The 23,308-nt window shown below is 70.8% G+C and carries 22 protein-coding genes, 3 tRNA genes and 1 pseudogene; 10 read left to right on the top strand and 16 right to left on the bottom strand.

Annotated features, from left to right (window positions below):
• Window positions 1-132 precede the first annotated feature (132 nt).
• Window positions 133-215 (bottom strand) — tRNA-Leu (locus ACFY0O_RS04410).
• Between the two features lie 292 nt (window positions 216-507).
• Between ACFY0O_RS04410 and ACFY0O_RS04405 the strand changes: the two genes are divergently transcribed.
• The 6 genes from ACFY0O_RS04405 (at window position 508) to pknB (ending at window position 8,569) form a co-directional block, all read left to right on the top strand.
• Complete coding sequence (locus tag ACFY0O_RS04405) at window positions 508-1,341, top strand: FhaA domain-containing protein (protein ID WP_388942646.1); 834 nt, start codon at window positions 508-510, stop codon at window positions 1,339-1,341.
• A 10-nt stretch (window positions 1,342-1,351) separates the two neighbouring features.
• Entirely contained in the window at window positions 1,352-1,852 is a 501-nt protein-coding gene (locus tag ACFY0O_RS04400; protein WP_344160193.1) for an FHA domain-containing protein, read from the top strand.
• A gap of 150 nt (window positions 1,853-2,002) precedes the next feature.
• Window positions 2,003-3,466 (top strand): PP2C family protein-serine/threonine phosphatase, encoded by a 1,464-nt coding sequence (locus tag ACFY0O_RS04395; protein WP_388942642.1) that lies wholly within the window; start codon window positions 2,003-2,005, stop codon window positions 3,464-3,466.
• Window positions 3,467-3,497: 31 nt separating this feature from the next.
• Complete coding sequence (locus ACFY0O_RS04390) at window positions 3,498-4,922, top strand: FtsW/RodA/SpoVE family cell cycle protein (protein ID WP_358891451.1); 1,425 nt, start codon at window positions 3,498-3,500, stop codon at window positions 4,920-4,922.
• Entirely contained in the window at window positions 4,919-6,382 is a 1,464-nt protein-coding gene (locus ACFY0O_RS04385; protein WP_388942639.1) for a peptidoglycan D,D-transpeptidase FtsI family protein, read from the top strand. The genes ACFY0O_RS04390 and ACFY0O_RS04385 overlap by 4 nt, the downstream gene beginning before the upstream one ends.
• Window positions 6,383-6,538: 156 nt before the next feature.
• A complete protein-coding gene (pknB, locus tag ACFY0O_RS04380; RefSeq protein WP_358891452.1) occupies window positions 6,539-8,569 on the top strand; it encodes a Stk1 family PASTA domain-containing Ser/Thr kinase in 2,031 nt (676 codons plus the stop codon).
• Window positions 8,570-8,654: 85 nt separating this feature from the next.
• Here the strand turns inward: pknB and ACFY0O_RS04375 are convergent, their stop codons facing one another.
• From ACFY0O_RS04375 to ACFY0O_RS04350, 6 genes and pseudogenes are all read right to left on the bottom strand, one after another.
• On the bottom strand, window positions 8,655-9,389 hold the full coding sequence (locus ACFY0O_RS04375) for a class E sortase (RefSeq protein WP_388942636.1): 735 nt from the start codon (window positions 9,387-9,389) through the stop codon (window positions 8,655-8,657).
• A gap of 24 nt (window positions 9,390-9,413) precedes the next feature.
• A pseudogene (locus ACFY0O_RS04370) lies at window positions 9,414-10,088 on the bottom strand (class E sortase); the annotation flags it as partial.
• 146 nt (window positions 10,089-10,234) lie between these two features.
• Window positions 10,235-10,873 carry an aminodeoxychorismate/anthranilate synthase component II gene (locus ACFY0O_RS04365; protein ID WP_388942634.1) on the bottom strand — a complete coding sequence of 213 codons (639 nt, stop codon included), beginning with the start codon at window positions 10,871-10,873 and terminating at the stop codon, window positions 10,235-10,237.
• On the bottom strand, window positions 10,870-11,046 hold the full coding sequence (locus ACFY0O_RS04360) for a hypothetical protein (RefSeq protein WP_030011120.1): 177 nt from the start codon (window positions 11,044-11,046) through the stop codon (window positions 10,870-10,872). The genes ACFY0O_RS04365 and ACFY0O_RS04360 overlap by 4 nt, the downstream gene beginning before the upstream one ends.
• Before the next feature lie 91 nt (window positions 11,047-11,137).
• Window positions 11,138-11,869: a class E sortase gene (locus ACFY0O_RS04355; RefSeq protein WP_388942631.1), complete on the bottom strand. Its 732-nt coding sequence runs from the start codon at window positions 11,867-11,869 to the stop codon at window positions 11,138-11,140.
• Window positions 11,838-12,614: a DUF881 domain-containing protein gene (locus ACFY0O_RS04350; RefSeq protein ID WP_358891456.1), complete on the bottom strand. Its 777-nt coding sequence runs from the start codon at window positions 12,612-12,614 to the stop codon at window positions 11,838-11,840. Before ACFY0O_RS04350 ends, ACFY0O_RS04355 begins: the two co-directional genes overlap by 32 nt.
• Window positions 12,615-12,706: 92 nt before the next feature.
• Between ACFY0O_RS04350 and crgA the strand changes: the two genes are divergently transcribed.
• Window positions 12,707-12,964, top strand: a complete 258-nt coding sequence (gene crgA / locus ACFY0O_RS04345) for a cell division protein CrgA (RefSeq protein WP_388942627.1) — start codon at window positions 12,707-12,709, stop codon at window positions 12,962-12,964.
• Window positions 12,965-13,081: 117 nt separating this feature from the next.
• Here the strand turns inward: crgA and ACFY0O_RS04340 are convergent, their stop codons facing one another.
• Together ACFY0O_RS04340 and ACFY0O_RS04335 are read right to left on the bottom strand one after the other, a co-directional pair.
• The gene (locus ACFY0O_RS04340) at window positions 13,082-13,957 is read right to left on the bottom strand and encodes a rhomboid family intramembrane serine protease (protein ID WP_388942625.1); all 876 of its coding nucleotides are present in this window, start codon (window positions 13,955-13,957) and stop codon (window positions 13,082-13,084) included.
• A 104-nt stretch (window positions 13,958-14,061) separates the two neighbouring features.
• Window positions 14,062-14,601, bottom strand: a complete 540-nt coding sequence (locus tag ACFY0O_RS04335; protein WP_358891459.1) for a peptidylprolyl isomerase — start codon at window positions 14,599-14,601, stop codon at window positions 14,062-14,064.
• A gap of 191 nt (window positions 14,602-14,792) precedes the next feature.
• Between ACFY0O_RS04335 and ACFY0O_RS04330 the strand changes: the two genes are divergently transcribed.
• On the top strand, window positions 14,793-15,467 hold the full coding sequence (locus ACFY0O_RS04330; RefSeq protein ID WP_388942622.1) for a DUF5324 family protein: 675 nt from the start codon (window positions 14,793-14,795) through the stop codon (window positions 15,465-15,467).
• Window positions 15,468-15,554: 87 nt separating this feature from the next.
• Here ACFY0O_RS04330 and ACFY0O_RS04325 read toward each other — a convergent pair whose 3' ends face one another.
• Together ACFY0O_RS04325 and ACFY0O_RS04320 are read right to left on the bottom strand one after the other, a co-directional pair.
• Window positions 15,555-16,049 carry a LysM peptidoglycan-binding domain-containing protein gene (locus tag ACFY0O_RS04325; RefSeq protein ID WP_388942620.1) on the bottom strand — a complete coding sequence of 165 codons (495 nt, stop codon included), beginning with the start codon at window positions 16,047-16,049 and terminating at the stop codon, window positions 15,555-15,557.
• Window positions 16,050-16,215: 166 nt separating this feature from the next.
• A tRNA-Ala gene (locus ACFY0O_RS04320) sits at window positions 16,216-16,288 on the bottom strand.
• Between the two features lie 163 nt (window positions 16,289-16,451).
• On the opposite strand from ACFY0O_RS04320, the gene ACFY0O_RS04315 reads away from it, so the two are divergent.
• Window positions 16,452-17,000, top strand: a complete 549-nt coding sequence (locus tag ACFY0O_RS04315; RefSeq protein WP_388942618.1) for a helix-turn-helix domain-containing protein — start codon at window positions 16,452-16,454, stop codon at window positions 16,998-17,000.
• Between the two features lie 46 nt (window positions 17,001-17,046).
• Entirely contained in the window at window positions 17,047-18,138 is a 1,092-nt protein-coding gene (locus ACFY0O_RS04310; protein ID WP_388942615.1) for a serine/threonine-protein kinase, read from the top strand.
• Between the two features lie 41 nt (window positions 18,139-18,179).
• Here ACFY0O_RS04310 and ACFY0O_RS04305 read toward each other — a convergent pair whose 3' ends face one another.
• From ACFY0O_RS04305 to gyrA, 5 genes are all read right to left on the bottom strand, one after another.
• Complete coding sequence (locus ACFY0O_RS04305; RefSeq protein ID WP_388942613.1) at window positions 18,180-19,520, bottom strand: hypothetical protein; 1,341 nt, start codon at window positions 19,518-19,520, stop codon at window positions 18,180-18,182.
• A gap of 17 nt (window positions 19,521-19,537) precedes the next feature.
• The gene (locus ACFY0O_RS04300) at window positions 19,538-19,672 is read right to left on the bottom strand and encodes a DLW-39 family protein (RefSeq protein WP_208809277.1); all 135 of its coding nucleotides are present in this window, start codon (window positions 19,670-19,672) and stop codon (window positions 19,538-19,540) included.
• A 146-nt stretch (window positions 19,673-19,818) separates the two neighbouring features.
• Window positions 19,819-19,892, bottom strand: a tRNA-Ile gene (locus ACFY0O_RS04295).
• Between the two features lie 94 nt (window positions 19,893-19,986).
• Window positions 19,987-20,679, bottom strand: coding sequence for a DUF3566 domain-containing protein (locus ACFY0O_RS04290; protein WP_388942610.1), 693 nt, complete (start codon window positions 20,677-20,679; stop codon window positions 19,987-19,989).
• Between the two features lie 3 nt (window positions 20,680-20,682).
• Entirely contained in the window at window positions 20,683-23,295 is a 2,613-nt protein-coding gene (gene gyrA / locus ACFY0O_RS04285) for a DNA gyrase subunit A (RefSeq protein WP_358891466.1), read from the bottom strand.
• Window positions 23,296-23,308 lie beyond the last annotated feature (13 nt).

Below are 23,308 nucleotides of genomic sequence, written 5' to 3'. Positions count from 1 at the left end.
CAGCGGCGCCCCGGGCACCCGCTATCTTTCGTCTCGCTCCGCACGACGAAAGTCGGACGGGCCGAAAGCCGGAGGCCACCCCGGAACAGCAGGAAGCCCCGATCCGGATTCCGGATCGGGGCTTCCCCGATGTGGGCGAGGGGGGATTTGAACCCCCACGTCCCGAAGGACACTGGCACCTGAAGCCAGCGCGTCTGCCGTTCCGCCACTCGCCCGAGTAGCTCTCCAGTGGATCTTGCCTTTCGGCCCGTTCCCCTGGCGACGTCGAAACAGTAGCACGTCAGAAGGGGTGGATTGAAATCGCTTTCCCGTCACCCCCGGTGGACCTCCCGACGGCCCCTCCCGCAGCCCCCTCCGGGTGCGGGACACTGTTCCCGGAGCGCCCCTACGATCCCTTGTGAGGACCAACACTCCTGTGGACAGGAGCGAAGGGGAACCACCCGAATCCGCCACGCGTGGATACGATCAGTAAGCAGTACAGGGCGACAGCGACGGAGGAGGTGCCCGATGGGAGTCCTGAAGCGGTTCGAGCAGCGTCTCGAAGGTCTGGTGAACGGCACCTTCGCCAAGGTGTTCAAGTCCGAGGTCCAGCCGGTGGAGATCGCCGGCGCCCTCCAGCGGGAGTGCGACAACAACGCCACCATCTGGAACCGCGAGCGCACCGTCGTCCCCAACGACTTCATCGTGGAGCTGAGCACCGGCGACTACGAGCGCCTGAGCCCCTACTCCGGACAGCTCGGCGACGAGCTCGCCGGCCTCGTCCGCGACTACGCCAAGCAGCAGCGCTACAGCTTCATGGGCCCCATCAAGGTCCACCTGGAGAAGGCGGAGGACCTGGACACGGGCCTCTACCGGGTCCGCAGCCGCACCCTGGCCTCCAGCACCTCCCAGGACCCCGCCCAGGCCCCCCAGGGGCAGCAGGGCCAGCAGGGCCAGCAGGGCCAGCAGGGCGGCTACGGCTACCCGCCGGCCGGCGCCCCTCCCATGCCCCCGGGTCCGCCCGCGGGCGCACCCGGCGGCCGCCCCGGCGGCCCCCCCACGTCTTCCGGCGCCCCGGGCACCATGCGCCGCTGGATCGAGATCAACGGCACCCGCCACCAGATCTCGCGTCCCACGCTCGTACTCGGCCGCAGCACCGAGGCCGATGTGCGGATCGACGACCCCGGCGTGTCCCGCCGGCACTGTGAGATCCGGACCGGAACACCCCCGACGATCCAGGATCTCGGGTCCACCAACGGCATCGTGGTGGACGGGCAGCACACCACCCGCGCTACGCTCCGCGACGGCTCGCGGATCGTCGTGGGCAGCACCACCATCATTTACCGGCAAGCCGAAGGGTGAAGCGGGGGCAATGTCAGAGCTGACCCTGACGGTCATGCGGTTGGGTTTCCTGGCCGTTCTGTGGCTGTTCGTCATCGTGGCCGTTCAGGTCATCCGCAGCGACCTCTTCGGTACGCGCGTCACGCAGCGCGGCTCGCGCCGCGGCGGCGGGGCCGCCGCCGCGCCGCAGCAGACGGGACGGCAGGCCGCCCCGCCCCAGCAGCGCCAGCGCCGGGGAGCGCCGACCAAGCTCGTCGTCTCCGAGGGGACCCTCACGGGCACCACCGTGACCCTCGCCGGACAGACGATCACGCTGGGCCGCGCCCACGACTCCACGATCGTGCTGGACGACGACTACGCCTCCAGCCGCCATGCCAGGATCTACCCCGACCGTGACGGCCAGTGGATCGTCGAGGATCTCGGGTCCACCAACGGCACGTATCTGGACCGGACCCGTCTCACCACCCCGACGCCCATTCCGCCGGGCGCCCCGATCCGCATCGGCAAGACCGTCATCGAGCTGCGGAAGTAGTACGAGAATGAGCGAGCGGAGCGAGCGAGCCGCAGCGGTCCGTCCCACCGGGGACACGGGCCCGAGCGCGCTCCCGACCGGAGGGTGGGCAGTGTGGCTCGAGACCGGTTGTATTCCGGGGCAGCAACTTCGTCGACAGGGCAGGTGCGCATGAGTCTGTCCCTGCGTTTCGCCGCCGGATCGCACAAGGGGATGATCCGCGAGGGCAACGAGGACTCCGGCTACGCCGGTCCCCGGCTCCTCGCGGTCGCCGACGGCATGGGCGGCCAGGCCGCCGGCGAGGTCGCCAGCTCCGAGGTCATCTCCTCGCTCGTCCAGCTCGACGACGACGTCCCCGGCTCCGACATCCTCACCGCCCTCGGCATCGCCGTGCAGCAGGCCAACGACCAGCTGCGCGTCATGGTCGAGGAGGACGCCCAGCTCGAGGGCATGGGCACGACGCTGACCGCCCTGCTGTGGACGGGCCAGCGGCTCGGCCTCGTCCATGTCGGCGACTCCCGCGCCTACCTGCTCCGCGACGGCGTCCTCACCCAGATCACCCAGGACCACACCTGGGTCCAGCGGCTCGTCGACGAGGGCCGGATCACCGAGGAAGAGGCCACCACCCACCCGCAGCGCTCCCTCCTGATGCGGGCGCTCGGGAGCGGCGACGTCGTGGAGCCCGACCTCTCCATCCGCGAGGTCCGGGCCGGCGACCGCTACCTGATCTGCTCCGACGGCCTGTCGGGCGTGGTCTCCCACCAGACCCTGGAGGAGACCCTCGCCGACTACCACGGCCCGCACGAGACGGTGCAGTCCCTGATCCAGCTCGCCCTGCGCGGCGGCGGACCGGACAACATCACCTGCATCGTCGCGGACGTCCTCGACACCGACAGCGGCGACACCATGGCCGCCCAGCTGAGCGACACCCCGGTGGTCGTCGGCGCGGTCGCCGAGAACCCGCACCAGCTGTTCGACGGCAACGCCATGCAGACCCCGGCCGGCCGGGCCTCGGGTCTCGGCCGCCAGACCCCGCCGCCCCCGGGCTCCTTCGGCCCCCCGGGCAGCGGTGACGCCGCCGGCTACGGATACCCCGACCAGAGCCAGGGCGGCGGCGCCGCGTACGGAACCTTCGGCGAACCCGAGGCCTACGACGCCGACGGCCAGTACGAGGACTCCTACGACCACCCGCGCAAGCGGCGCGGCAAAGGGCGCAAGTGGACCACCCGCACCCTGATCCTGCTGCTCGTCGCCGGGGTCGTCGGCGGAGGCCTGTACGCTGCGCACCGCTGGACTCAGACCCAGTACTACGTGGGCGTCAAGGGTGACCACGTGGCGCTGTACCGCGGCATCAGCCAGAACCTGGCGTGGATCCACCTCTCTCAGGTCGAGACGGATCATCCCGAGATCGAACTGAAGTACCTGCCGTCCTTCAAGCGGAAGCAGGTCGAGGCCACCATCAGCGAAGACAGCCTCGACGGGGCGCGCAAGAAGATCGACGAGCTCGGCACCCAGGTCTCCGCCTGCAAGCAGGACGAGGTCCGCCGCGCTGCCGAAGCGCAGGGCAACCAGACGCCCGGCCCCACCCTGACTCCCGCGGAGCAGGCTGTCGTCGGCCAGTGCGAGAAGCAGTAGACATACGCGGGCACAGGGGGCCCGCCACACCATGAGCGTTGTCACCAACACGACCACCATCGGCGCCATCGAGGCGCCGAGCCGGCGGAACACCGAGCTCCTGCTGCTCGCCTTCGCCGTGGTCATCCCGATCTTCGCCTACGCCAACGTGGGCCTGTCGATCCACGGCGAGCTGCCCCCGGGCATGCTGGTCTACGGGCTCGGCTTCGCCGTGCTCGCCGGCATCGCGCACCTCGTCGTACGCCGCTTCGCCAAGTACGCCGACCCGCTGCTGCTCCCGATCGCGACCCTGCTCAACGGGCTCGGCGTCGTCCTGATCTGGCGCCTCGACCAGTCCGAGCGGCTGCAGACCCTCGCCAAGCGCAGCTTCGGCACCTTCACGGAGTCCGCGCCGCGCCAGATGATGTACACGGGGCTCGCCATCGCCCTGTTCTCCGTCGTCCTGCTGGTCCTCAAGGACCACCGCGTGCTCCAGCGGTTCACGTACATCTCGATGGCCGGCGCCCTCGTCCTGCTGATCCTGCCCGTGATCCCGGGCCTGGGCGCGGACGTCTTCGGCGCGAAGATCTGGATCAGCGTCGGCGGCTTCTCCATCCAGCCCGGCGAGTTCGCCAAGATCGTCATCGCGATCTTCTTCGCCGGCTACCTGATGGTGAAGCGCGACGCGCTGGCCCTGGCCAGCCGCCGTTTCATGGGCCTCTACCTGCCGCGCGGCCGTGACCTCGGCCCGATCCTGATGATCTGGGCGATGAGCCTGCTCGTCCTCGTCTTCGAGAACGACCTCGGTACCTCGCTGCTGTTCTTCGGCATGTTCGTGATCATGCTGTACGTGGCCACCGAGCGGACCAGCTGGATCGTCATCGGCCTGCTGATGTCGGTCGGCGGCGCCACCGTCGTCGGCATGACCGCGAGCCACGTGAAGGTCCGTGTCACCGCCTGGCTCGACCCCTTCGCCTGCTACAGCACCTCCGGCGCCTGTGAGCAGGTCGGGCAGTCGATCATGAGCTTCGGCTCCGGCGGCGTCCTCGGCACCGGCTGGGGCCAGGGCAACTCGGACCTCATCGGCTTCGCCGCCAACTCCGACTTCATCTTCTCGACCGTCGGCGAGGAGCTCGGCCTGACCGGCGTCATGGCCTTCCTCCTGCTCTACGGCCTGATCATCGAGCGGGGCGTACGCACCGCCCTCGCCGCCCGCGACCCCTTCGGCAAGCTGTTCGCCATCGGGCTCTCCGGCGCCTTCGCCCTCCAGATCTTCGTCGTCGCCGGCGGGGTCATGGGCCTCATCCCCCTCACCGGCATGACCATGCCCTTCCTCGCCTCCGGCGGTTCCTCCGTCCTGGCGAACTGGGTGCTCATCGCCATCCTCATCCGGATCAGCGACACCGCACGCCGCCCCGCCCCGGCCCCCGCCCCGTCCCCCGACTCCGAGATGACCCAGGTGGTCCGCCCGTCATGAACAAGCCCCTGCGACGCATCTCGCTGTTCTGCGGGCTCCTCGTCCTCGCCCTGCTGATCCGGACCAACTGGCTGCAGTACGTGCAGGCGGAGGACCTCAGCACCCGCAAGGAGAACCGCCGGGTCCAGATCGCCCAGTACGCCACCGAGCGCGGCAACATCATCGTCGGCGGCCAGCCGATCACCGGTTCCGCGGTCACCGACGGCAGCGACTTCAAGTTCAAGCGGACCTACGTCGACGGTCCGCTGTGGGCGCCGGTCACCGGCTACGCCTCGCAGGCCTTCGGCTCCACCCAGCTGGAGAAGATCGACGACGGCATCCTCACCGGCAACGACGACCGGCTGTTCTTCGACCGGACGATCGGCATGTTCACCGGTGAGAAGAAGCAGGGCGGCAACGTCATCACCACCCTGAACGCCGCCGCCCAGAAGGCCGCCTTCAGCTCGCTCGGCGACAAGAAGGGCGCGGTCGCCGCGATCGACCCGCGCACCGGCGCCATCCTGGCCCTGGCCAGCACCCCGTCGTACGACCCGTCGACCTTCGCGGGCAACTCGAAGAACGACGAGAAGGCCTGGCGGACGCTGAACGACAGCGCCGACAAGAACCTGGTCAACCGCGCCCTGCGCGAGACGTACCCGCCGGGCTCCACCTTCAAGGTGGTCACCACCGCCGCCGCGCTGGAGCACGGGGTGATCAGCGACATCAACGCGCCGACCGACACCCCCGAGCCGTACATCCTGCCCGGCACGAAGACCCCGATGGTCAACCACGCCACGGGTTGCGAGAAGGCGACCCTGAACTACGCCCTCCAGGTCTCCTGCAACTCGGTCTTCGCGCACATCGGTGACAAGGTCGGCCGCGACGGCATGGTCGAGACCGCCCAGAAGTTCGGCTTCAACAGCACCATCGACACCCCGGTCCGCGCCTTCGCCAGCGTCTACGACAAGACCATGGGCAAGGACGGCAACGCGCTGAGCTCGATCGGCCAGTTCAACACGGCGGCCACCCCGCTCCAGATGGCCATGGTCACCGCCGCCATCGCCAACGACGGCAAGCTGATGAAGCCGTACATGGTCGAGCAGCTGACCGCGCCCAACCTCGACACCATCGAGAAGCACGAGCCGTCGGAGATGAGCCGGCCCCTCAGCGCGGCGAACGCGCAGAAGGTCCAGCAGATGATGGTGAACGTCGTCGAGAACGGCACGGGCACCACGGCCAGGATCAAGGGCGTCAAGGTCGGCGGCAAGACCGGTACCGCCCAGCACGGCGAGAAGAACGCCAAGCGCCCCTACGCCTGGTTCATCTCCTACGCGGAGCTGCCCGACGGTTCCTCCCCCGTGGCCGTCGCCGTCGTCATCGAGGACAGCGCCGTCCAGGACCGCGAGGACATCACCGGCGGCGGCCTGGCCGCGCCGGTCGCGAAGGCCGTCATGGAAGCCGTCCTGAAGAACAAGGGATGAGACCCGCAGACAGGATCCGAGCGCTCGGTACCGGTCCGATATCAGCCTGTGGTCACGAACCGATCACCGACGATCGGCCGGTAGCCTTGCCGCGAACAGCACACCGCCGGACCACACACGGGTGCGGTCGGGACTGACGGAGAGGGCTGGAACGTTATGGAAGAGCCGCGTCGCCTCGGCGGCCGGTACGAGCTGAGCCACGTGCTCGGCCGTGGTGGCATGGCCGAGGTCTACCTCGGGCACGACACCCGGCTCGGCCGTACCGTCGCCGTCAAGACCCTGCGCGCCGACCTCGCCCGTGATCCGTCCTTCCAGGCCCGGTTCCGCCGCGAGGCCCAGTCGGCCGCGTCGCTCAACCACCCGGCCATCGTCGCGGTCTACGACACCGGCGAGGACTACGTCGACAACATCTCCATCCCGTACATCGTGATGGAGTACGTCGACGGCTCCACCCTGCGCGAGCTGCTGCACTCCGGCCGCAAGCTGCTGCCCGAGCGGACCCTGGAGATGTGCATCGGCATCCTCCAGGCGCTGGAGTACTCGCACCGCGCCGGCATCGTGCACCGCGACATCAAGCCCGCGAACGTCATGCTCACCCGGACCGGCCAGGTCAAGGTGATGGACTTCGGCATCGCCCGCGCCATGGGCGACTCCGGGATGACCATGACGCAGACGGCCGCCGTGATCGGCACCGCCCAGTACCTTTCCCCGGAGCAGGCCAAGGGCGAGCAGGTCGACGCGCGCTCCGACCTCTACTCCGCGGGCTGCCTGCTCTACGAGCTGCTGTGCGTGCGGCCCCCGTTCGTCGGCGACTCCCCCGTGGCGGTCGCCTACCAGCACGTACGGGAAGAACCGCAGCCGCCGTCGAACTTCGACCCCGAGATCACGCCCGTGATGGACGCCATCGTCCTCAAGGCCCTGGTCAAGGACCCCGACTACCGCTACCAGTCCGCTGACGAGATGCGGGCCGACATCGAGGCCTGCCTTGAGGGCCAGCCCGTCGCCGCGACCGCCACCATGGGCGCCGGCTACGGCTACCCCGACCAGGGTGGATACGGGCACCAGGGCTACGACCAGCCCACCACCGCCCTGCGCTCCCCGGACGCGGGCCAGACCTCGATGATGCCGCCGATGCCCCCCGGGGGCGACGGCGGATACGGCTACCAGGACCAGGGCGGCTACGACCAGGGCCACGGGCGCCGGCAGCAGAAGAAGAGCCGGGCCTCGACGATCCTGCTGGCCGTCGCGGCGGTGCTCGTGCTGGTCGGCGCGATCCTGATCGGCAAGACCATCTTCACCCCCACGGACAACCGCCCCGCCGTGCCCAAGCTCGTCGGCCAGACCTTCGAGTCGGCGCAGAGCAGCGGCAAGAACGTGGGGCTCACCGTGGAGAAGGAGGCCGAGGAGCCCTGCGCGGAGCAGCCCAAGGGCAGCGTCTGCTCGCAGAACCCGGCCGACGGCACCAAGGTCGACAAGGGCTCGGTCGTCAAGGTCAAGGTCTCCTCGGGCGCGCCCAAGGTGGCCGTCCCGGACGCCTCGCGGCTGAAGTTCGAGGACGCCGAGGCGCTGATGAAGAAGAGCAAGCTGCAGGTCGAGAAGAAGCTCGTCGAGTCCGACGGTGCCAGCCCCGGCACGGTGATGGACCAGAACCCCAAGGCCGGCGCACAGGCCGAGCAGGGCTCCGTGGTCACCCTCACGGTCGCCAAGGAGATCGCGAAGGGCGCCGTCCCGAACCTCGGCGGAATGACCAAGGACCAGGCGATCAAGGCGCTCCAGGACGCCAAGCTCAAGCTGGGCAGCACCACCGAGGTGGACCAGCCCGGGGCCGCGCCCAAGACGATCGTGGCCCAGCAGTACGAGCCCGGCACGCAGCTGCCCAAGGACACCACCGTCAACGTCAGCATCGCCAAGGGCAACGCCCAGCCGTCGGCCGTGCCGCCGCTGACGGGGCAGACGGTGGCCCAGGCCAAGAACACCCTGAAGCAGGTCAACCTGAACTTCGGGTCGGTCCTGGGCGGCCCGACCGACGACAACGCCATCGTGGTGACCTCCGACCCGCCGGCCGGCAGCCCGGTCCCGGCCGGCACGGTGATCAACGTCCGCACCATGGCGAACCCGAACCAGCCCCAGGACGGGGGCCAGCAGGGCGGCGGAGGCATCTTCGGCGGCCTCACCGGCGGCCGATAGCGACGGCCGATAGCGACGGCACCACGTTTCACGTGAAACAGGCCCGGCACCCCTGAGGGGTGCCGGGCCTGTTTCACGTGAAACGTCAGCGCAGCTCCGCCGGAGGCGTGCGCTGGGCGTCGACCTTCTCGGTCCGCACCAGCTCGCCCCAGACGATGTACCGGTACTTCGAGGTGTAGACCGGGGTGCAGGTCGTCAGCGTGATGTAGCGGCCGGGGGCGGTCCTGCCCGACTCCTTCGGGACCGGGTTGATCACGTCCGTGTTGTACTTCGAGGTCTGGGTGAGCTCGGCGAAGACCTTGTAGACGTACCAGGTGTCCTTGGTCTCGAAGACGACCGAGTCGCCCTTCTTCACCTTGTCGATGTTGTGGAACTTCGCCCCGTGCCCGTCGCGGTGCGCGGCCAGCGCGAAGTTGCCCTTGTCGTCCCAGGGCAGGGCCGACTTCACGGGGTCGGTGTAGTAGCCGGCCACGCCGTCGTTGAGGACCTCGGAGGAGGTGCCGGGCTTCACCAGCACCTCGCCGTTCTTCATCGACGGCACGTGCAGGAAGCCGATCCCGTCCTGGGTGTCGAGGGCCCCGGGCTGCCCGGTCCCGCCCGTGGCGGCGCCGGGGGTCTGCTGCCACTGCCGGCGGACCTGGTCGCCCCCGGCCGAGGCCTGCCGGTCGGCGAGGACGTTGGTCCACCACAGCGAGTACGCCACGAACAGCCCCAGGATCAGCCCGATGGTGATCAGGAGCTCCCCCAGCAGGCTCAGGGCCCCGGCGACCACACTGCGGTCGGCGGGCGGCGGTGCGGAGCGGCGGCGGGCACGAGACACTGCGGATTCGTCCTTACGGGCTGTTCAGCGGCTGTTCAGCGCGGGCGGAGCACCCTGGCTGCGCGGGCGTTCGTCGACCATCCTGCCCCATACGATCATCCGGTAGGTGCTCGTGAACTCCGGGGTGCAGGTCGTCAGCGTGATGTACCGGCCGGGTCCGGTGAACCCGGAACCCTCCGGCACCGACTTGATCACGGAGACGTTCGCCGGGGAGGTCTGCGGCAGGGCCGAGGTCATCTTGTACGTGTAGTACGCGTCCCGGGTCTCGACCACGATCGGATCGCCCGGCGCCAGCTGGTTGATGTACCGGAACGGTTCGCCATGGGTGTTGCGGTGCCCGGCGAGCGCGAAGTTGCCCTCCTTGTCGGCCGGCATGCCCGTCTTCAGGGCGCCCTCCGCATAGTGGCCGACCATCCCCTTGTCGAGCACCTTCGCCTTGCTGACGCCCTCGGCCACGGGGACCTTGAGGTCCAGCTTGGGGATGTGGAGGATGGCGAAGCCCTGCCCCGCCTCGAAGGCGGCCACGGGCGGTGCGGCGGCCGCCGGAGGATGCTCCCAGGTCTGGCGCAGGGAACCGGCGGCCCCGTCGGCCGACCGCTGCGCCAGCAGGTTCGTGTACCAGAGCTGGTAGGCGACGAACAGCAGCATCACCACGCCGGCGGTGATGAACAGCTCGCCGACGGCCCGGCTGAGCACCACCACGGGTCCGCCGGACCGCGGGCGGGCGCGACGGCGGCCCCGCCCGCCTCCTTTGCGGGCCCGCGCGTGCGAGCGTTTCGCGGCCTCCTGCGCAGCCCTGCGCCGCGCGGCCCGGCCCTCGTTGGGCGCGGACGGCGCGACCGTCGTCACGCGACGGCCTTGCCCACCACCGGGGCCAGGCCTTCCGACCGGGCGACGGCGCCGGCGTCACCGCAGCGCACGAGCCAGTTGGCGAGCATCCGGTGGCCCCACTCGGTGAGCACCGACTCGGGGTGGAACTGGACGCCCTCCACGTCGTGCTCCCGGTGCCGCAGGCCCATGATGATCCCGTCCTCGGTGCGGGCGGTGACCTCCAGCACGTCGGGCAGGGTCTGCGGTTCGGCGGCCAGGGAGTGGTAGCGGGTCGCGGTGAACGGCGAGGGCAGCCCGGCGAAGACCCCGAGGCCCTCGTGGACCACGGGGGAGGTCTTGCCGTGCAGCAGCTCGGGCGCCCGGTCCACGACACCGCCGTAGGCGACGGCCATGGACTGCATGCCGAGGCAGACGCCGAAGACGGGGACGCCGGTGTCGGCGCAGTGCCGGACCATGTCGACGCAGACCCCGGCCTCCTCGGGCGTGCCCGGTCCGGGGGAGAGCAGGACGCCGTCGAAGCCGTCCTGGGCGTGGGCGAGCTCCACCTGGTCGTTGCGCAGCACCTCGCATTCGGCGCCGAGCTGGTAGAGGTACTGGACCAGATTGAAGACAAAGCTGTCGTAGTTGTCGACAACCAGAATGCGCGCGCTCACGGAGTGGCTCCCGATCCCTCGTCCACCGTCACATCGTTGAAGGGAAGGAGCGGCTCGGCCCACGGGAAGACGTACTGGAACAGCACGAACACCACCGCCAGGACCAGTACGAGAGAGATCAGCGCCCGCACCCACGCGTTGCCCGGCAGATGCCGCCAGATCCAGCCGTACATTCCGTCTGTTTCCTTCGTCGTCCACGATTCACTCACGCACCGCGGGGGCGGTACCGCACCAGACTACGGGCCGGGGGCCCGGCGGCGGGGGTCACCCGGGCAATCCTCCGGGTCCGACGGGCGCCGTGGCGGTGAGCTCCGCCCAGACGACCAGGCGGTGGCTGTGGCCCCACTCGGGGTCGCAGGTGGTGAGGGTGAGGTACTTGCCGGGGGCGGCGAAGGGGGAGCGGGCGGGGACGGGGTCCACGACCCCGGTCTCGGTGGGCAGGACCCGCAGCGGCTCCGCCCGGACGGTGTAGGTGTAACGGTTGACCGCGTCGCGGACGATCACGGTGTCGCCCGGGCGCAGCTCGTCCAGGTCCTTGAAGGGGTCGCCGTAGGTGCGCCGGTGGCCGGCGACGGCGAAGTTCCCGTCCCCGCCGGGGCGGGCGCTGCCGGTGTAGTGGCCGAGGCCCTTCTTGAGGAGGCCGGTGTCCGTGCCCTCCAGGACCGGCTTGCTCCAGTCCGCGCCGAAGCGGGGGACGTACATCTCGGCGAAGGCCTGCCCGGCGGGGTACGGCCGCGGGGCGGGGGCGGCGGGGGCCGGTGAGGCGGCGGACGGGTCCGGCGGGGGCGCGGGGGCGGGGGCGGCCACCGCCCAGCGGTCGCGCAGCCGGCCCCGCTCCCCGTCCATGGCCCGGTCCGCCTTGACCCCGGTCCACAGCAGGACGTACGCGGTGAACAGCACGATCAGCGTCCCGGCCGTCAGGCACAGTTCGCTGAACGTGCGTACCAGCAGGCGCGGTACGGCGTCAGGGCGAGGCGGACTCCAGCGGCTTCGCATAGTGGAGGTCCACTGTGCCGGAGTAGCCGGGAAGTGTCAGCCGCTTGTCCTCCTCCACTTTCCAGCCGAGCCCGTACGCGTTGACGTACAGCTGGTAGTTCTGGATGGCGGGGGAGTTGTTCAGGGCCTTGCGCAGTGCGCCGGGGTCGCCGACCGCCGACACCTTGTACGGGGGCGAGTAGACGCGGCCCTGGAGGATCAGGGTGTTGCCGACGCAGCGCACGGCGCTGGTGGCGATCAGCCGCTGGCCCATGACCTCGATGCCCTCGGCGCCGCCCAGCCACAGCGCGTTCACCACGGCCTGGAGGTCCTGCTGGTGGATCACGAGGTCGTTGGGCTGCGGCTCGGGGACGCCCGGGACGCGGGCGGTGGCGTTCGGCGGGGCGTCGTTGAGGGTGACGCTGAGGCCCTTGCCGGTCAGCTCCTCGGTGCCGGAGGCCTTGCGCAGGGCGGCGAGCTTGGCGTCCTCGGCCTTGGTGCTGCCGTTGTCGCGGTCGGCGAGGGCGTCGACCTGGGCGCGGACGGCGGCGGCGTTCTTCTCCAGCTCGGCGTTGTTGGCGCTGCGCTCGTGGATCAGGTCGGAGAGCTTGAGGAGGGAGGCGTCCGTGCGGATGTTCGTACCCTTGGACGTGTTGAAGCTGGTGACGAAGATGAGGCCCGCCAGGGCGAACACGGCGGCCGTGAGCAGCCGCACCGGCCTGGGCCGGCGGCGGGGACCCGCGGAGGAGTCGTCGGAATTGGTCAACGTACCCTTCTCCTTCAACGCCACAGGTCCACTACGCTAACGGACGCCCGGGGCAGGCAAGGTCCCCCAGCGCATCGACAGGAGAGCCCCTCGTGCCGAAGTCACGTATCCGCAAGAAGGACGACTACACGCCGCCGCCGACGAAGCAGCAGGCGCAGCAGATCAGGCTGGGGAGCCGCGGCTGGGTCGCCCCGGTCATGCTGGCGCTCTTCCTGATCGGTCTCGCGTGGATCGTCGTCTTCTACGTGACCGACACCCAGCTGCCGATCGAGGCGCTGGGCAACTGGAACATCGTGGTCGGTTTCGGATTCATCGCCGCCGGATTCGGCGTCTCCACGCAGTGGAAGTAGTACACGGATAGCCCAGCGGCGCAAGCTCTCCCCATGAGTTATCCACAGCGTCATCCACACCTGAGGAAAAGACAGAAGATCTGTGGATAACTCTGTGGAGAGTTGACGCCGGTGTGATCAGGTGAGTGCGGCGGTCCGCAGGACGACCACCGCTGCCGTGAGCAGCAGGACCGCCCCGCAGACCGCCCCCTGGACCAGGGTGCGCCGTCTGCCCGTGGCGGGGGCGAGCAGCCCGAGGGCGACCAGCGCGCCCGTCACCAGGCCGCCGATGTGGGCCTGCCACGACACCGACCAGCCGCCCCCCAGGGGCACGAAGGTCACCAGCAGCATCAGCCCGAGGGTGATCAGCACCGGCCGCATCTCGTAGCGCAGCCGCCGGGCCAGGACCACGGTGGCGCCGAGCAGCCCGCAGATGGCGCCGGACGCGCCGAGCGTCGGGGTGTTCGGCGCGGTCAGCAGGTAGACCAGGGCGCTGCCGCCCAGGCCCGACAGCAGGTAGAGCACCAGGTACCGGGCCCGGCCCAGGGCCGCCTCCAACGGGCCGCCGATCACCCACAGGGCGACCATGTTGCCGAAGATGTGCCACCACTCGACATGCAGGAACACCGAGGTCAGCAGCCGGTGGTACTGCCCGGTGGAGACGCCCTCCAGGGGCGCCCCGTAGTACTCCACGTACCGGCCCAGCAGCTCCAGCCGGACCGCCAGGCCCGGGACGGCGTACGCGGCGAGGAACACCGCCGCGTTGATCCCGATCAGGATCTTGGTGACGAGCTGGGGATCGGCGGCGACCAGTCCGCCCGCGACCGTCCGCGGCGCGTTGGCCGCCGGGGCGTGCCCGGTGCCGGATCCGCCGCGGACGCACTCCGGGCACTGGTAGCCGACCGAGGCGCTGATCATGCACTCCGGGCAGATGGGCCGGTCACAGCGGGCACAGCTGATGCCGGTGTCGCGGTCCGGGTGGCGGTAGCAGCCCGGCAGACGCTCGGTGTCCATCGGTCCCCTCGGTCAGCGGCGGGGCAGGGGGCACGCCCCTGCCGGTCCGGACACGTCCGGTCCGTACACAAGCAGTACGGACGGGCGGGCCGCGTTGGTTCCCGTCAGCGCGTGGCCGCGCGCCGCTCCACGGAGACCGACTGGATGATCACGTCGTCCAGCGGACGCTCGGTGCGCGGGTTGGTCGGGCCCGCCGCGATGGCGTCCACGACCTTCTGGCTGGCCTTGTCGGTGACCTCGCCGAAGATGGTGTGCTTGCGGGTCAGCCAGGCGGTGGGCGCGACGGTGATGAAGAACTGCGAGCCGTTGGTGCCCGGGCCGGCGTTGGCCATGGCGAGCAGGTACGGCTTGGTGAAGGCCAGGTCCGGGTGGAACTCGTCGGCGAACTGGTAGCCGGGGCCGCCGGTGCCGTTGCCCAGCGGGTCGCCGCCCTGGATCATGAAGCCGCTGATGACGCGGTGGAAGACGGTGCCGTCGTAGAGCGGGGCCGTGGTCTTCTGGCCGTCCGTGGGACGGGTCCACTCGCGGGCGCCCGTGGCGAGCTCGACGAAGTTCCGGACGGTCTTCGGCGCGAAGTTCTCCAGCAGCTCGATCTCGATGTCGCCGTGGTTCGTCTTCAGGGTGGCGTAGAGCTTCTCGGCCACGGATCTGCCTTCCATAGTCATCGCTGTCGTCCCGATCCTCCCACGGGGGCCGCTGCCCGGCGGAAATTCCGCCACCCGGATGCCCTCTCGCCCCGGATGCCCCGTCACGCATGCCCCGCACCGCCCGGACAGGCATGATCCGACAAAGGGTGGAAAGGTGAACTGTGTCCGCCACCGAGGAGGAGGATCCCGTGACCCGCAAGGACAGCGTGAGCCTGGCCGCCGAGAACGCCAGGGACGCGATGAGGCACGCGGCGGAAGTGGTGGCACCCTATGCGGGGACCGCCAGGGACGCGGCCGTCCACTACGCCCAGGAGGCGAACGCGCGGCTGGCCCCGAAGGTCTCGTCCGCCGCCAACCAGGCGTCCCAACAGGCCCGCGCCGCCTACGACACCCATCTGCACCCACGGATGACGGCGGCCCGCACGCACCTGCCGCCGAACGTGGACCGGGCCGCCACCAAGGCCGTCCACCAGACGCGGCAGGCCTGCCGGCACGCCGTCGACTACACGGCGCCGCGCCTGGAGAGCGCCCTCGCCGCCGCCCACCCCGTCGCGGAGGAGGCCTCGAACCGGTCCATGGCCGCCTTGGCCGCGCTGCGCGGACAGGTCTCCGTGCAGGACGTGCAGCGGCTGGTGCGGCGCGCCGAACGGCGCGCGAAGTGCGCGCGGATGTTCAAGGGGGTCGCGCTCGTCGGCCTCCTGGCCGGCGGGGCGTTCGCGGCCTGGAAGTGGTGGGACCGGCAGTCGAACCCGGACTGGCTCGTGGAGCCGCCGGCCGCCACCGAGCTGTCGGCGCAGGACTCCGCACCGGCGAACTTCGACGACGAACTGGCGGCCAAGGAGAAGGAGAACGGCGCGCACTGAGCCCGTCCGCTCGGGCGCGCACACCACGGAAGGGGCCCGGATCCACCAGGATCCGGGCCCCTTCCGCGCGTACCGTCCGGCGCCCGCTCAGCTGGGCAGCGTCAGCACCTGCCCTGGGTGGACGAGATCGGGGTTGGCGCCGATCACGCCCCGGTTCAGGGCGTACAGCTCGCGCCAGCGGGCCTCGTTGCCGAGCTCGCGGCGGGCGATCGCGGAGAGCGAGTCCCCCGGCTTGACCGTGTACGTGCGCTTCTTGGCCGCCGGCGCCGGCTTCGGCGGCACCGGTACCGCCTTGTGCGCGGCCGACAGGTCGCTGGGCTCGGCCGCCCCGGTGTGCGGCCGGACCTGTCCCGCTCCGGCCTTCGGCGGCATGGCCGACTTCGGCGCCGCGGCCGCCGTGGGCGGGGCCGCGGCCGCCATCCGCTCGGCGGCCGCCTTGGTGGCCGCCGCCGCGTCGGTGTACTTCGAGCCCATGTCGGAGGGCGTCGGCGCGGCGGCGCCCGCGCCCGGAGCGGCCGCCTGCTGCTCGGTCTGCTCCTGCTGCTTCTTCTTGTCGTGCTTGAGGAAGTCGAAGAGTCCCATCTGCGTGCGCCTCCGGCGTGGTGTGGGTGCCCCCTGGGCGGTACCTGGGTGCGTACCTCCTCCCACTCTCGTCCAAGGGCGGCCGGGCGGCCCCGCGACAGGGCCGTCCGGGGGACGCAAAAGACCCCCTGACCGGCGTTTTCGCAGGTCAGGGGGTCTCGTGAAGTGGAGCCTAGGAGATTCGAACTCCTGACATCTGCCTTGCAAAAGCAGCGCTCTACCAACTGAGCTAAGGCCCCGTGCGTCCGGACGCGGGCCCTCCCCCCGGGGAGGAGTGTCCGTTCCGCAGGACAGAGTACCCGGTGCACCCCCACATCCCGCAAAATGATGGGGACTCCCGCCCCGCGACCACGCTCCGTAAGATGCTCGCGAGGTTCGCACCAGCGAAGGGGAGTAGTAAGCGTGGACGCAGTACAGCAAGAGGCCACCGCCAGAGCCCGGGAGCTTCAGCGCAGTTGGTACGGGGAGCCGCTCGGCGCCCTGTTCCGACGGCTCATAGATGACCTCGGTCTGAACCAGGCTCGCCTCGCTGCTGTCCTCGGGCTGTCGGCGCCGATGCTGTCCCAGCTGATGAGCGGGCAGCGCGCCAAGATCGGGAACCCCGCCGTCGTCCAGCGGGTGCAGGCCCTCCAGGACCTCGCCGGGCAGGTGGCGGACGGCAGCGTCAGCGCGGGCGAGGCCACCGACCGGATGGACGAGATCAAGAACACCCAGGGAGGCTCCGTCCTCAGCAACAGCGGCCAGACCACCACGAGTTCCGGCGCCCCCACCGTCAAGCGGGTGGTCCGCGAGATCCAGTCGCTGCTGCGGTCGGTCTCGGCGGCCGGCGACATCATCGACGCGGCCGACGCCCTCGCCCCCAGCCACCCCGAACTGGCCGAGTTCCTCCGGGTGTACGGCGCCGGGCGCACGGCGGAGGCGGTGGCCCACTACGAGGCCCACCAGAACTGACGCGCCGGGGGGCGACGGGGGACGGAACGGGGGGACGGGCACAGCGATGGGCGAGCTCTTCGCCGGCCGGTACGAGCTGGTGGACCCGATCGGGCAGGGCGGCGCGGGCGCCGTCTGGCGGGCCTGGGACCGGCGCCGGGGCCGCTACGTCGCGGCGAAGGTGCTCCTGCGGACCGACGCCCCCATGCTCCTGAGGTTCGTGCGCGAACAGGCCCTGCGCATCGACCACCCGCACGTCCTGACCCCCTCCGGATGGGCGGCCGACGACGACGAGGTCCTGCTCACGATGGACCTGGTCGGCGGCGGCTCCCTGGCCCATGTGGTCGCGGACTACGGGCCGTTGCCGCCCCGCTTCGCGTGCCTCCTGCTCGACCAGCTCCTGTCGGGGCTGGCGGCGGTGCACGCGGAGGGCGTCGTCCACCGCGACGTCAAACCCGCCAACCTCCTGCTGGAGGCCACCGGGAAGGGGCGGCCGCACCTGCGGCTCTCCGACTTCGGGATCTCCCTGCGCAAGGGCGAGCCCAGGCTGACCGAGACGGGCCTGGCGGTCGGCACCCCGGGCTACTTCGCTCCGGAACAACTGCGCGGCGCCGAGCCGGACTTCCCCGCCGACCTCTTCGCCGTCGGGCTGGTCGCCCTGTACCTGCTGACGGGCCGCAAGCCCGATTCCCGGGCCCTGCTCGAACACTTTCCCGTCCACGGCGTCCCCGAGGCCCCTGAAGGCGTCCCGGCGCCCCTGTGGGACGTCATCGCCAACCTCCTGCACCCGAACCCCGCGAACCGGTTCCGGACCGCCACAGGGGCGCGCAAGGCCCTTGCCGAGGCAGTCCAGTTGCTCCCCGCCCCCGCCGCGGACGAGGAACCGGTGGAAATCTTCGACCACCTGTCCCCCCTCCCCCCGGGCTACACCCCGCAGGGCCCCGTGACGCCGCCCGCCGCACAGGCGCCCCCGGTACGCGGCGGCTCCCCGGTCCGGACCCCGGCCCCGGACACGACCGGCTTCCACCTGGCACCCCCGGCCCCGCCCCCGGCCGCCCCGCGCCGCGTCCCCCCGCCCGGCCCGAAGGTCACCGCGGCCCTCCTCACGGCCGCCCTGCTCTGCTTCGCGACCGGCACCTGGGCCCTGACCCGCCTCTGAGGACCGCGGGCACCCCGCACCCGCACCACCCCCGGCGGAACTCAACGCCTCCCCCGCCGCGCCAGCAGCACCCAGCCCCCCAGCACCAGCGACAACACCGCCCCCGTCCCGAACCCCGCCCCCGCGACGACCCGCATCGCGAACCGGTGGTCCTCCCGCGCGGCCGCCGCCTCCGAAGCCGTCAGCCCCTCCCGCGCCGCGCCCCGCTCGGCCTCCCCGACCCCGAACCCGGCCGCCGCCAGGCTCTCCCGGTACGCCGGCGCCCCGCCGCCCGCACCGCCACCCGTCACCTCCACGCGCAGCGTCAACGGCACCGCGGCGGCGTCCTCGGTGAACTCCCCGACCTTCCCGCCCAGCGTGACCGCGACGTAGTACCAGCCGGCCACCCGCACGGCCCGCACCGCCGCCGCGTCGGCGAACCGGTTCCCGTACGCCACCGGCGCGGTCCTCGGCAGGGTGACCGCCGCCTGCTTCCCGTCGTACGGGGTGTCCTTCGAGTCCACCGGCCCCCGGTACGGGCTGTACAGCGCGACGGTGAGCCCGTCCGACGCCGAGCCGTACTCCTTCGTCATCCGGGCCTTCGCGATCTCGGCGCCGATCCCGAGCTGCCGCCCCCAGTCCAGCGGCACCCGGTAGAACCGCGTCTGCCCGGGCCGCAGTTCGTCCCGCCACACCCCCGCGTCCAGCGCCCGCGCGTCGTTGAATCCGGTGCCCCCGCCGCGCGGGACGGGGTCGGTGCCCGGCAGCACCGGGGAGGCCGAGGGCCACGCGCTCGGCGCCGCCGTCGGGGCGGTCCCGGCGGCCGGGGCCGGCTCCCGCCGCACCTGGAGCTCCAGCGGCCAGGCGGCCCGCGGGGAGTCCTTCCCGGCGGCGCTGCGGGTCACCTTCGCGTAGTACGTCCCGGCCGCCTGGCACTCGGCGTCCTCCGCGAGCAGCCGCTGCCCCACCGCCCCGAGCGGGACCGCGTCGTAACCGAACGCCGCCCGGCCGGGGTTGCCGGGGCAGGAGCGGCCGGCGGTGGTCATGAGCTCGACCTCCAGGCCGTCCCCGTACCCGGCCGCCGTCCCGGCCGGCGGGTGCAGCACCGCGGAGACGTACACGCTGGAGGCCGCGTCCAGGTTGAGCCGGTACACCCGCTCGCCCGGCGCCAGGACGTCCTCGTACACCGCGCCGGCCTCCAGCAGCGGGGCGTCCGCCGTGGAGGGCTTCCCCTCGATCCGCCGCGCCCCGTCGGCCGTGCGGTACTCCGGCAGCTGCCGCGGGGCCGCCCCGGGGGCCGCCAGGGCGTTCCCGGCGGGCCAGAGCGCCGCCCCCAGGGCCCCGGCGAGTAACGCGGCCCGGACAGCACGAAGCCCCGACTGCAGCGGCAGCCGGGGCTTCATGAGATCAAACGTGGGGCTCACACGCCGGAACCGGAAGGCACGGAGTCGGTAGCCTCCGTCCACAGGTCCTGCTCGGCGCGGTCCGCCTGGATCTGGCGGTACACGAGGAGCCCGCCGATGGCGGCCAGTGCGACCAGGAGCAGCTTCTTCACCGCGCGACCTCGTCTTTCGTTGACGTTGGGGACTTCTGGGCGCCAACAATACACACCGACCGATACCGATCGGTTATCTGGGAGCCCCCCGGACGGCGCAACGAAGAAGACCCCCAGGCCCGGGGGCCTGGGGGTCTCTTTCACTGTGGGGCTAACAGGATTTGAACCTGTGGCCTCATCCTTATCAGGGATGCGCTCTAACCAACTGAGCTATAGCCCCTCCGCGCCTGCGCGCTGACTCCTGAAGATTAGCGCACAGACGCAGTGGAACCCAAATCCGTTCCTCCGGGGCTTTCCCGCAGGTCAGTCGGCGGTCATTCGTCCTCGGCCAGCGTGAGCTCCACGCCGCCCACGAAGCCCGCCGACAGGTTGTAGATGAACGCGCCCAGCGTCGCCAGGGCGGTCATCAGCACGACGTCGATCACCGCGATGACCGAGGTGAAGATCAGCACGCGCGGCAGCGACAGGAACGACTGGAGGTCGAACCCGTTGCCCTCGTTCGAGCCGGTGGCCTCGCTGATGGTGCCGCCGACGGTCGAGAAGATGCCCATGGCGTCCATGACCATCCACAGCACCACCGACGCCACGATCGTGCAGATGCCGAGCGCGATGGACAGCAGGAAGCTGACCTTCATCACCGACCACGGGTCGGCCTTGGCCACCCGCAGCCGCGCCTTGCGCGTCCGGGGCGTCGTACGGGTCCCCGGAACGGGCCCCCGCTGCACACCCGGCTTCTTGGGCGCCGCGTACGCCTGCGGGGGACGGTAGGGCTGCCCGGCCGCGTCCTTGGCCTTGACCTTGGCCTCGGCCTCGTCCGCGGCGGGCTTCTGCTTCTGCTTCGACCCGGACTGCGGCTTCGCCTGCGGCTCGGACTGCGGTCCTCGGGTGTCCGTCACGGTTCCCCCCCTGCCCTCGGCGGGGGTCTCCCCGCCCTTGGAGTCCGCGGCCGGGCCACGGGCACCGTTCGCTCCAGTCTTGGCCGGTCCGGCGCCCGTGGCTCCACTCACGACTTACTCCTCGTGCTCCCGATCCGGGGACGCTTCGCCCCCGGCGGCCTCGACGGCCGTTCCCTCGGCTGCCGCGGCCTCGATCCCTGTCTCGATCTCGTCGACCTCGTCAGCTTCCTGACCGGCCTCGGCGTTGCGGGCGATGCCCACCACGGCATCCCGCTTGCCCAGGTTGATCAGCTGGACGCCCATGGTGTCACGGCCCGTCTCCCTGACTTCGTTGACGCGCGTACGGATCACACCGCCGCCGAGCGTGATGGCGAGGATCTCGTCCGATTCGTCCACCACCAGCGCGCCGACGAGCGAGCCGCGGTCCTCCACGATCTTGGCGGCCTTGATGCCCAGACCGCCACGGCCCTGGACGCGGTACTCGTCCACCGCGGTCCGCTTGGCGTAGCCGCCGTCGGTCGCGGTGAACACGAACGTACCCGGCCGGACAACGCTCATCGACAGCAGTTCGTCACCCTCGCGGAAGCTCATGCCCTTCACGCCGGAGGTGGCGCGGCCCATCGGGCGCAGCGCGTCGTCCGTCGCCGTGAAGCGGATGGACTGCGCCTTCTTGCTGATGAGCAGCAGGTCGTCCTCGGCGGAGACCAGTTCGGCGCCGATCAGCTCGTCGTCGCTGCCGTCCTCGGTCTCCCGGAGGTTGATGGCGATGACACCGCCCGAACGCGGCGAGTCGTAGTCCTTGAGCGCCGTCTTCTTCACCAGGCCGCCCTTGGTGGCCAGGATCAGGTAGGGCGCCGCCTCGTAGTCGCGGATCGCGAGGATCTGGGCGATCTTCTCGTCCGGCTGGAAGGCCAGCAGGTTCGCCACGTGCTGCCCGCGCGCGTCGCGGCCGGCGTCCGGGAGCTCGTACGCCTTGGACCGGTAGACGCGGCCCTTGTTGGTGAAGAACAGCAGCCAGTGGTGGGTGGTGGAGACGAAGAAGTGGTCGACCAGGTCGTCCTGCTTCAGCTTGGTGCCGCGCACGCCCTTGCCGCCGCGCTTCTGCGAGCGGTAGTCCTCGGTCTTGGTGCGCTTGACGTAGCCGCCGTGCGTGATGGTGACGACGATGTCCTCTTCGGCGATCAGGTCCTCGATGGACATGTCGCCGTCGAACGGCACCAGCTTGGAGCGCCGGTCGTCGCCGTACTTCTCGACGATCGCCGCCAGTTCCTCGCTGACGATCGAGCGCTGCTTCTCCGGCGAGGCCAGGATCGCGTTGTACTCGTTGATCTTCGCCTGGAGCTCGTCGTGCTCGGCGACGATCTTCTGGCGCTCCAGGGCCGCGAGGCGGCGCAGCTGCATCTCCAGGATGGCGTTGGCCTGGATCTCGTCGATCTCCAGGAGGCCCATCAGGCCCTCGCGCGCGATCTCGACGGTGTTGCTGCGCCGGATGAGGGCGATGACCTCGTCGATGGCGTCCAGCGCCTTGAGCAGACCGCGCAGGATGTGGGCCCGCTCCTCCGCCTTGCGCAGGCGGAAGCGCGTACGGCGGACGATGACCTCGATCTGGTGCTGCACCCAGTGGCGGATGAACGCGTCGATCGACAGGGTGCGCGGCACCCCGTCCACCAGCGCCAGCATGTTCGCGCCGAAGTTCGTCTGCAGGTCGGTGTGCTTGTAGAGGTTGTTCAGCACGACCTTGGCGACGGCGTCGCGCTTGAGCACGATCACCAGGCGCTGGCCGGTCCGGGACGAGGTCTCGTCGCGGACGTCGGCGATGCCGCCGATCTTGCCGTCCTTGACCAGGTCGGCAATCTTCTGCGCCAGGTTGTCCGGGTTGGTCTGGTACGGGAGCTCCGTGACCACCAGGCACTGGCGGTTCTGGATCTCCTCGACCTCGACCACCGCGCGCATCGTGATGGAGCCGCGGCCGGTCCGGTACGCCTCCTCGATGCCCTTGCGGCCCACGACCAGCGCGCCCGACGGGAAGTCGGGGCCCTTGATGCGCTCCAGCAGTGCGTCGAGGAGCTCCTCGTGCGTGGCCTCGGGGTGCTCCAGCGCCCACTGGGCGCCGGCCGCGACCTCGCGCAGGTTGTGCGGCGGGATGTTGGTGGCCATGCCGACCGCGATACCGGCGCTGCCGTTCACCAGCAGGTTCGGGAAGCGCGCCGGCAGGACCGTCGGCTCCTGGTTGCGGCCGTCGTAGTTGTCCGTGAAGTCGACGGTCTCCTCGTCGATGTCCCGGAGCATCTCCATGGCCAGCGGCATGAGCTTGCACTCGGTGTACCGCATGGCGGCCGCCGGGTCGTTGCCCGGGGAGCCGAAGTTGCCGTTGGAGTCCACCAGCGGCATGCGCATCGACCACGGCTGGGCCAGGCGGACCAGGGCGTCGTAGATCGAGGAGTCACCGTGCGGGTGGTAGGTGCCCATGACGTCGCCGACGACGCGGGCGCACTTGTAGAAGCCCTTCTCGGGCCGGTAGCCGCCGTCGTACATCGCGTACAGCACGCGGCGGTGGACGGGCTTGAGGCCGTCCCGCACGTCGGGCAGCGCGCGCGAGACGATGACGGACATCGCGTAGTCGAGGTAGGAGCGCTGCATCTCCGTCTCGAGCCCGACGGGCTCGATGCGCAGCACGGGCTGCTCCTCCGCGGGATTCTCTGCGGTGGGGGTGGTTTCGTCGGCCATTGCCGGTCAGAAG

It is taken from the genome of Streptomyces sp. NPDC001594 (genome assembly GCF_042893675.1).
Lineage (GTDB): Bacteria > Actinomycetota > Actinomycetes > Streptomycetales > Streptomycetaceae > Streptomyces.
This window is presented reverse-complemented; position numbering and strand designations above follow the sequence as displayed.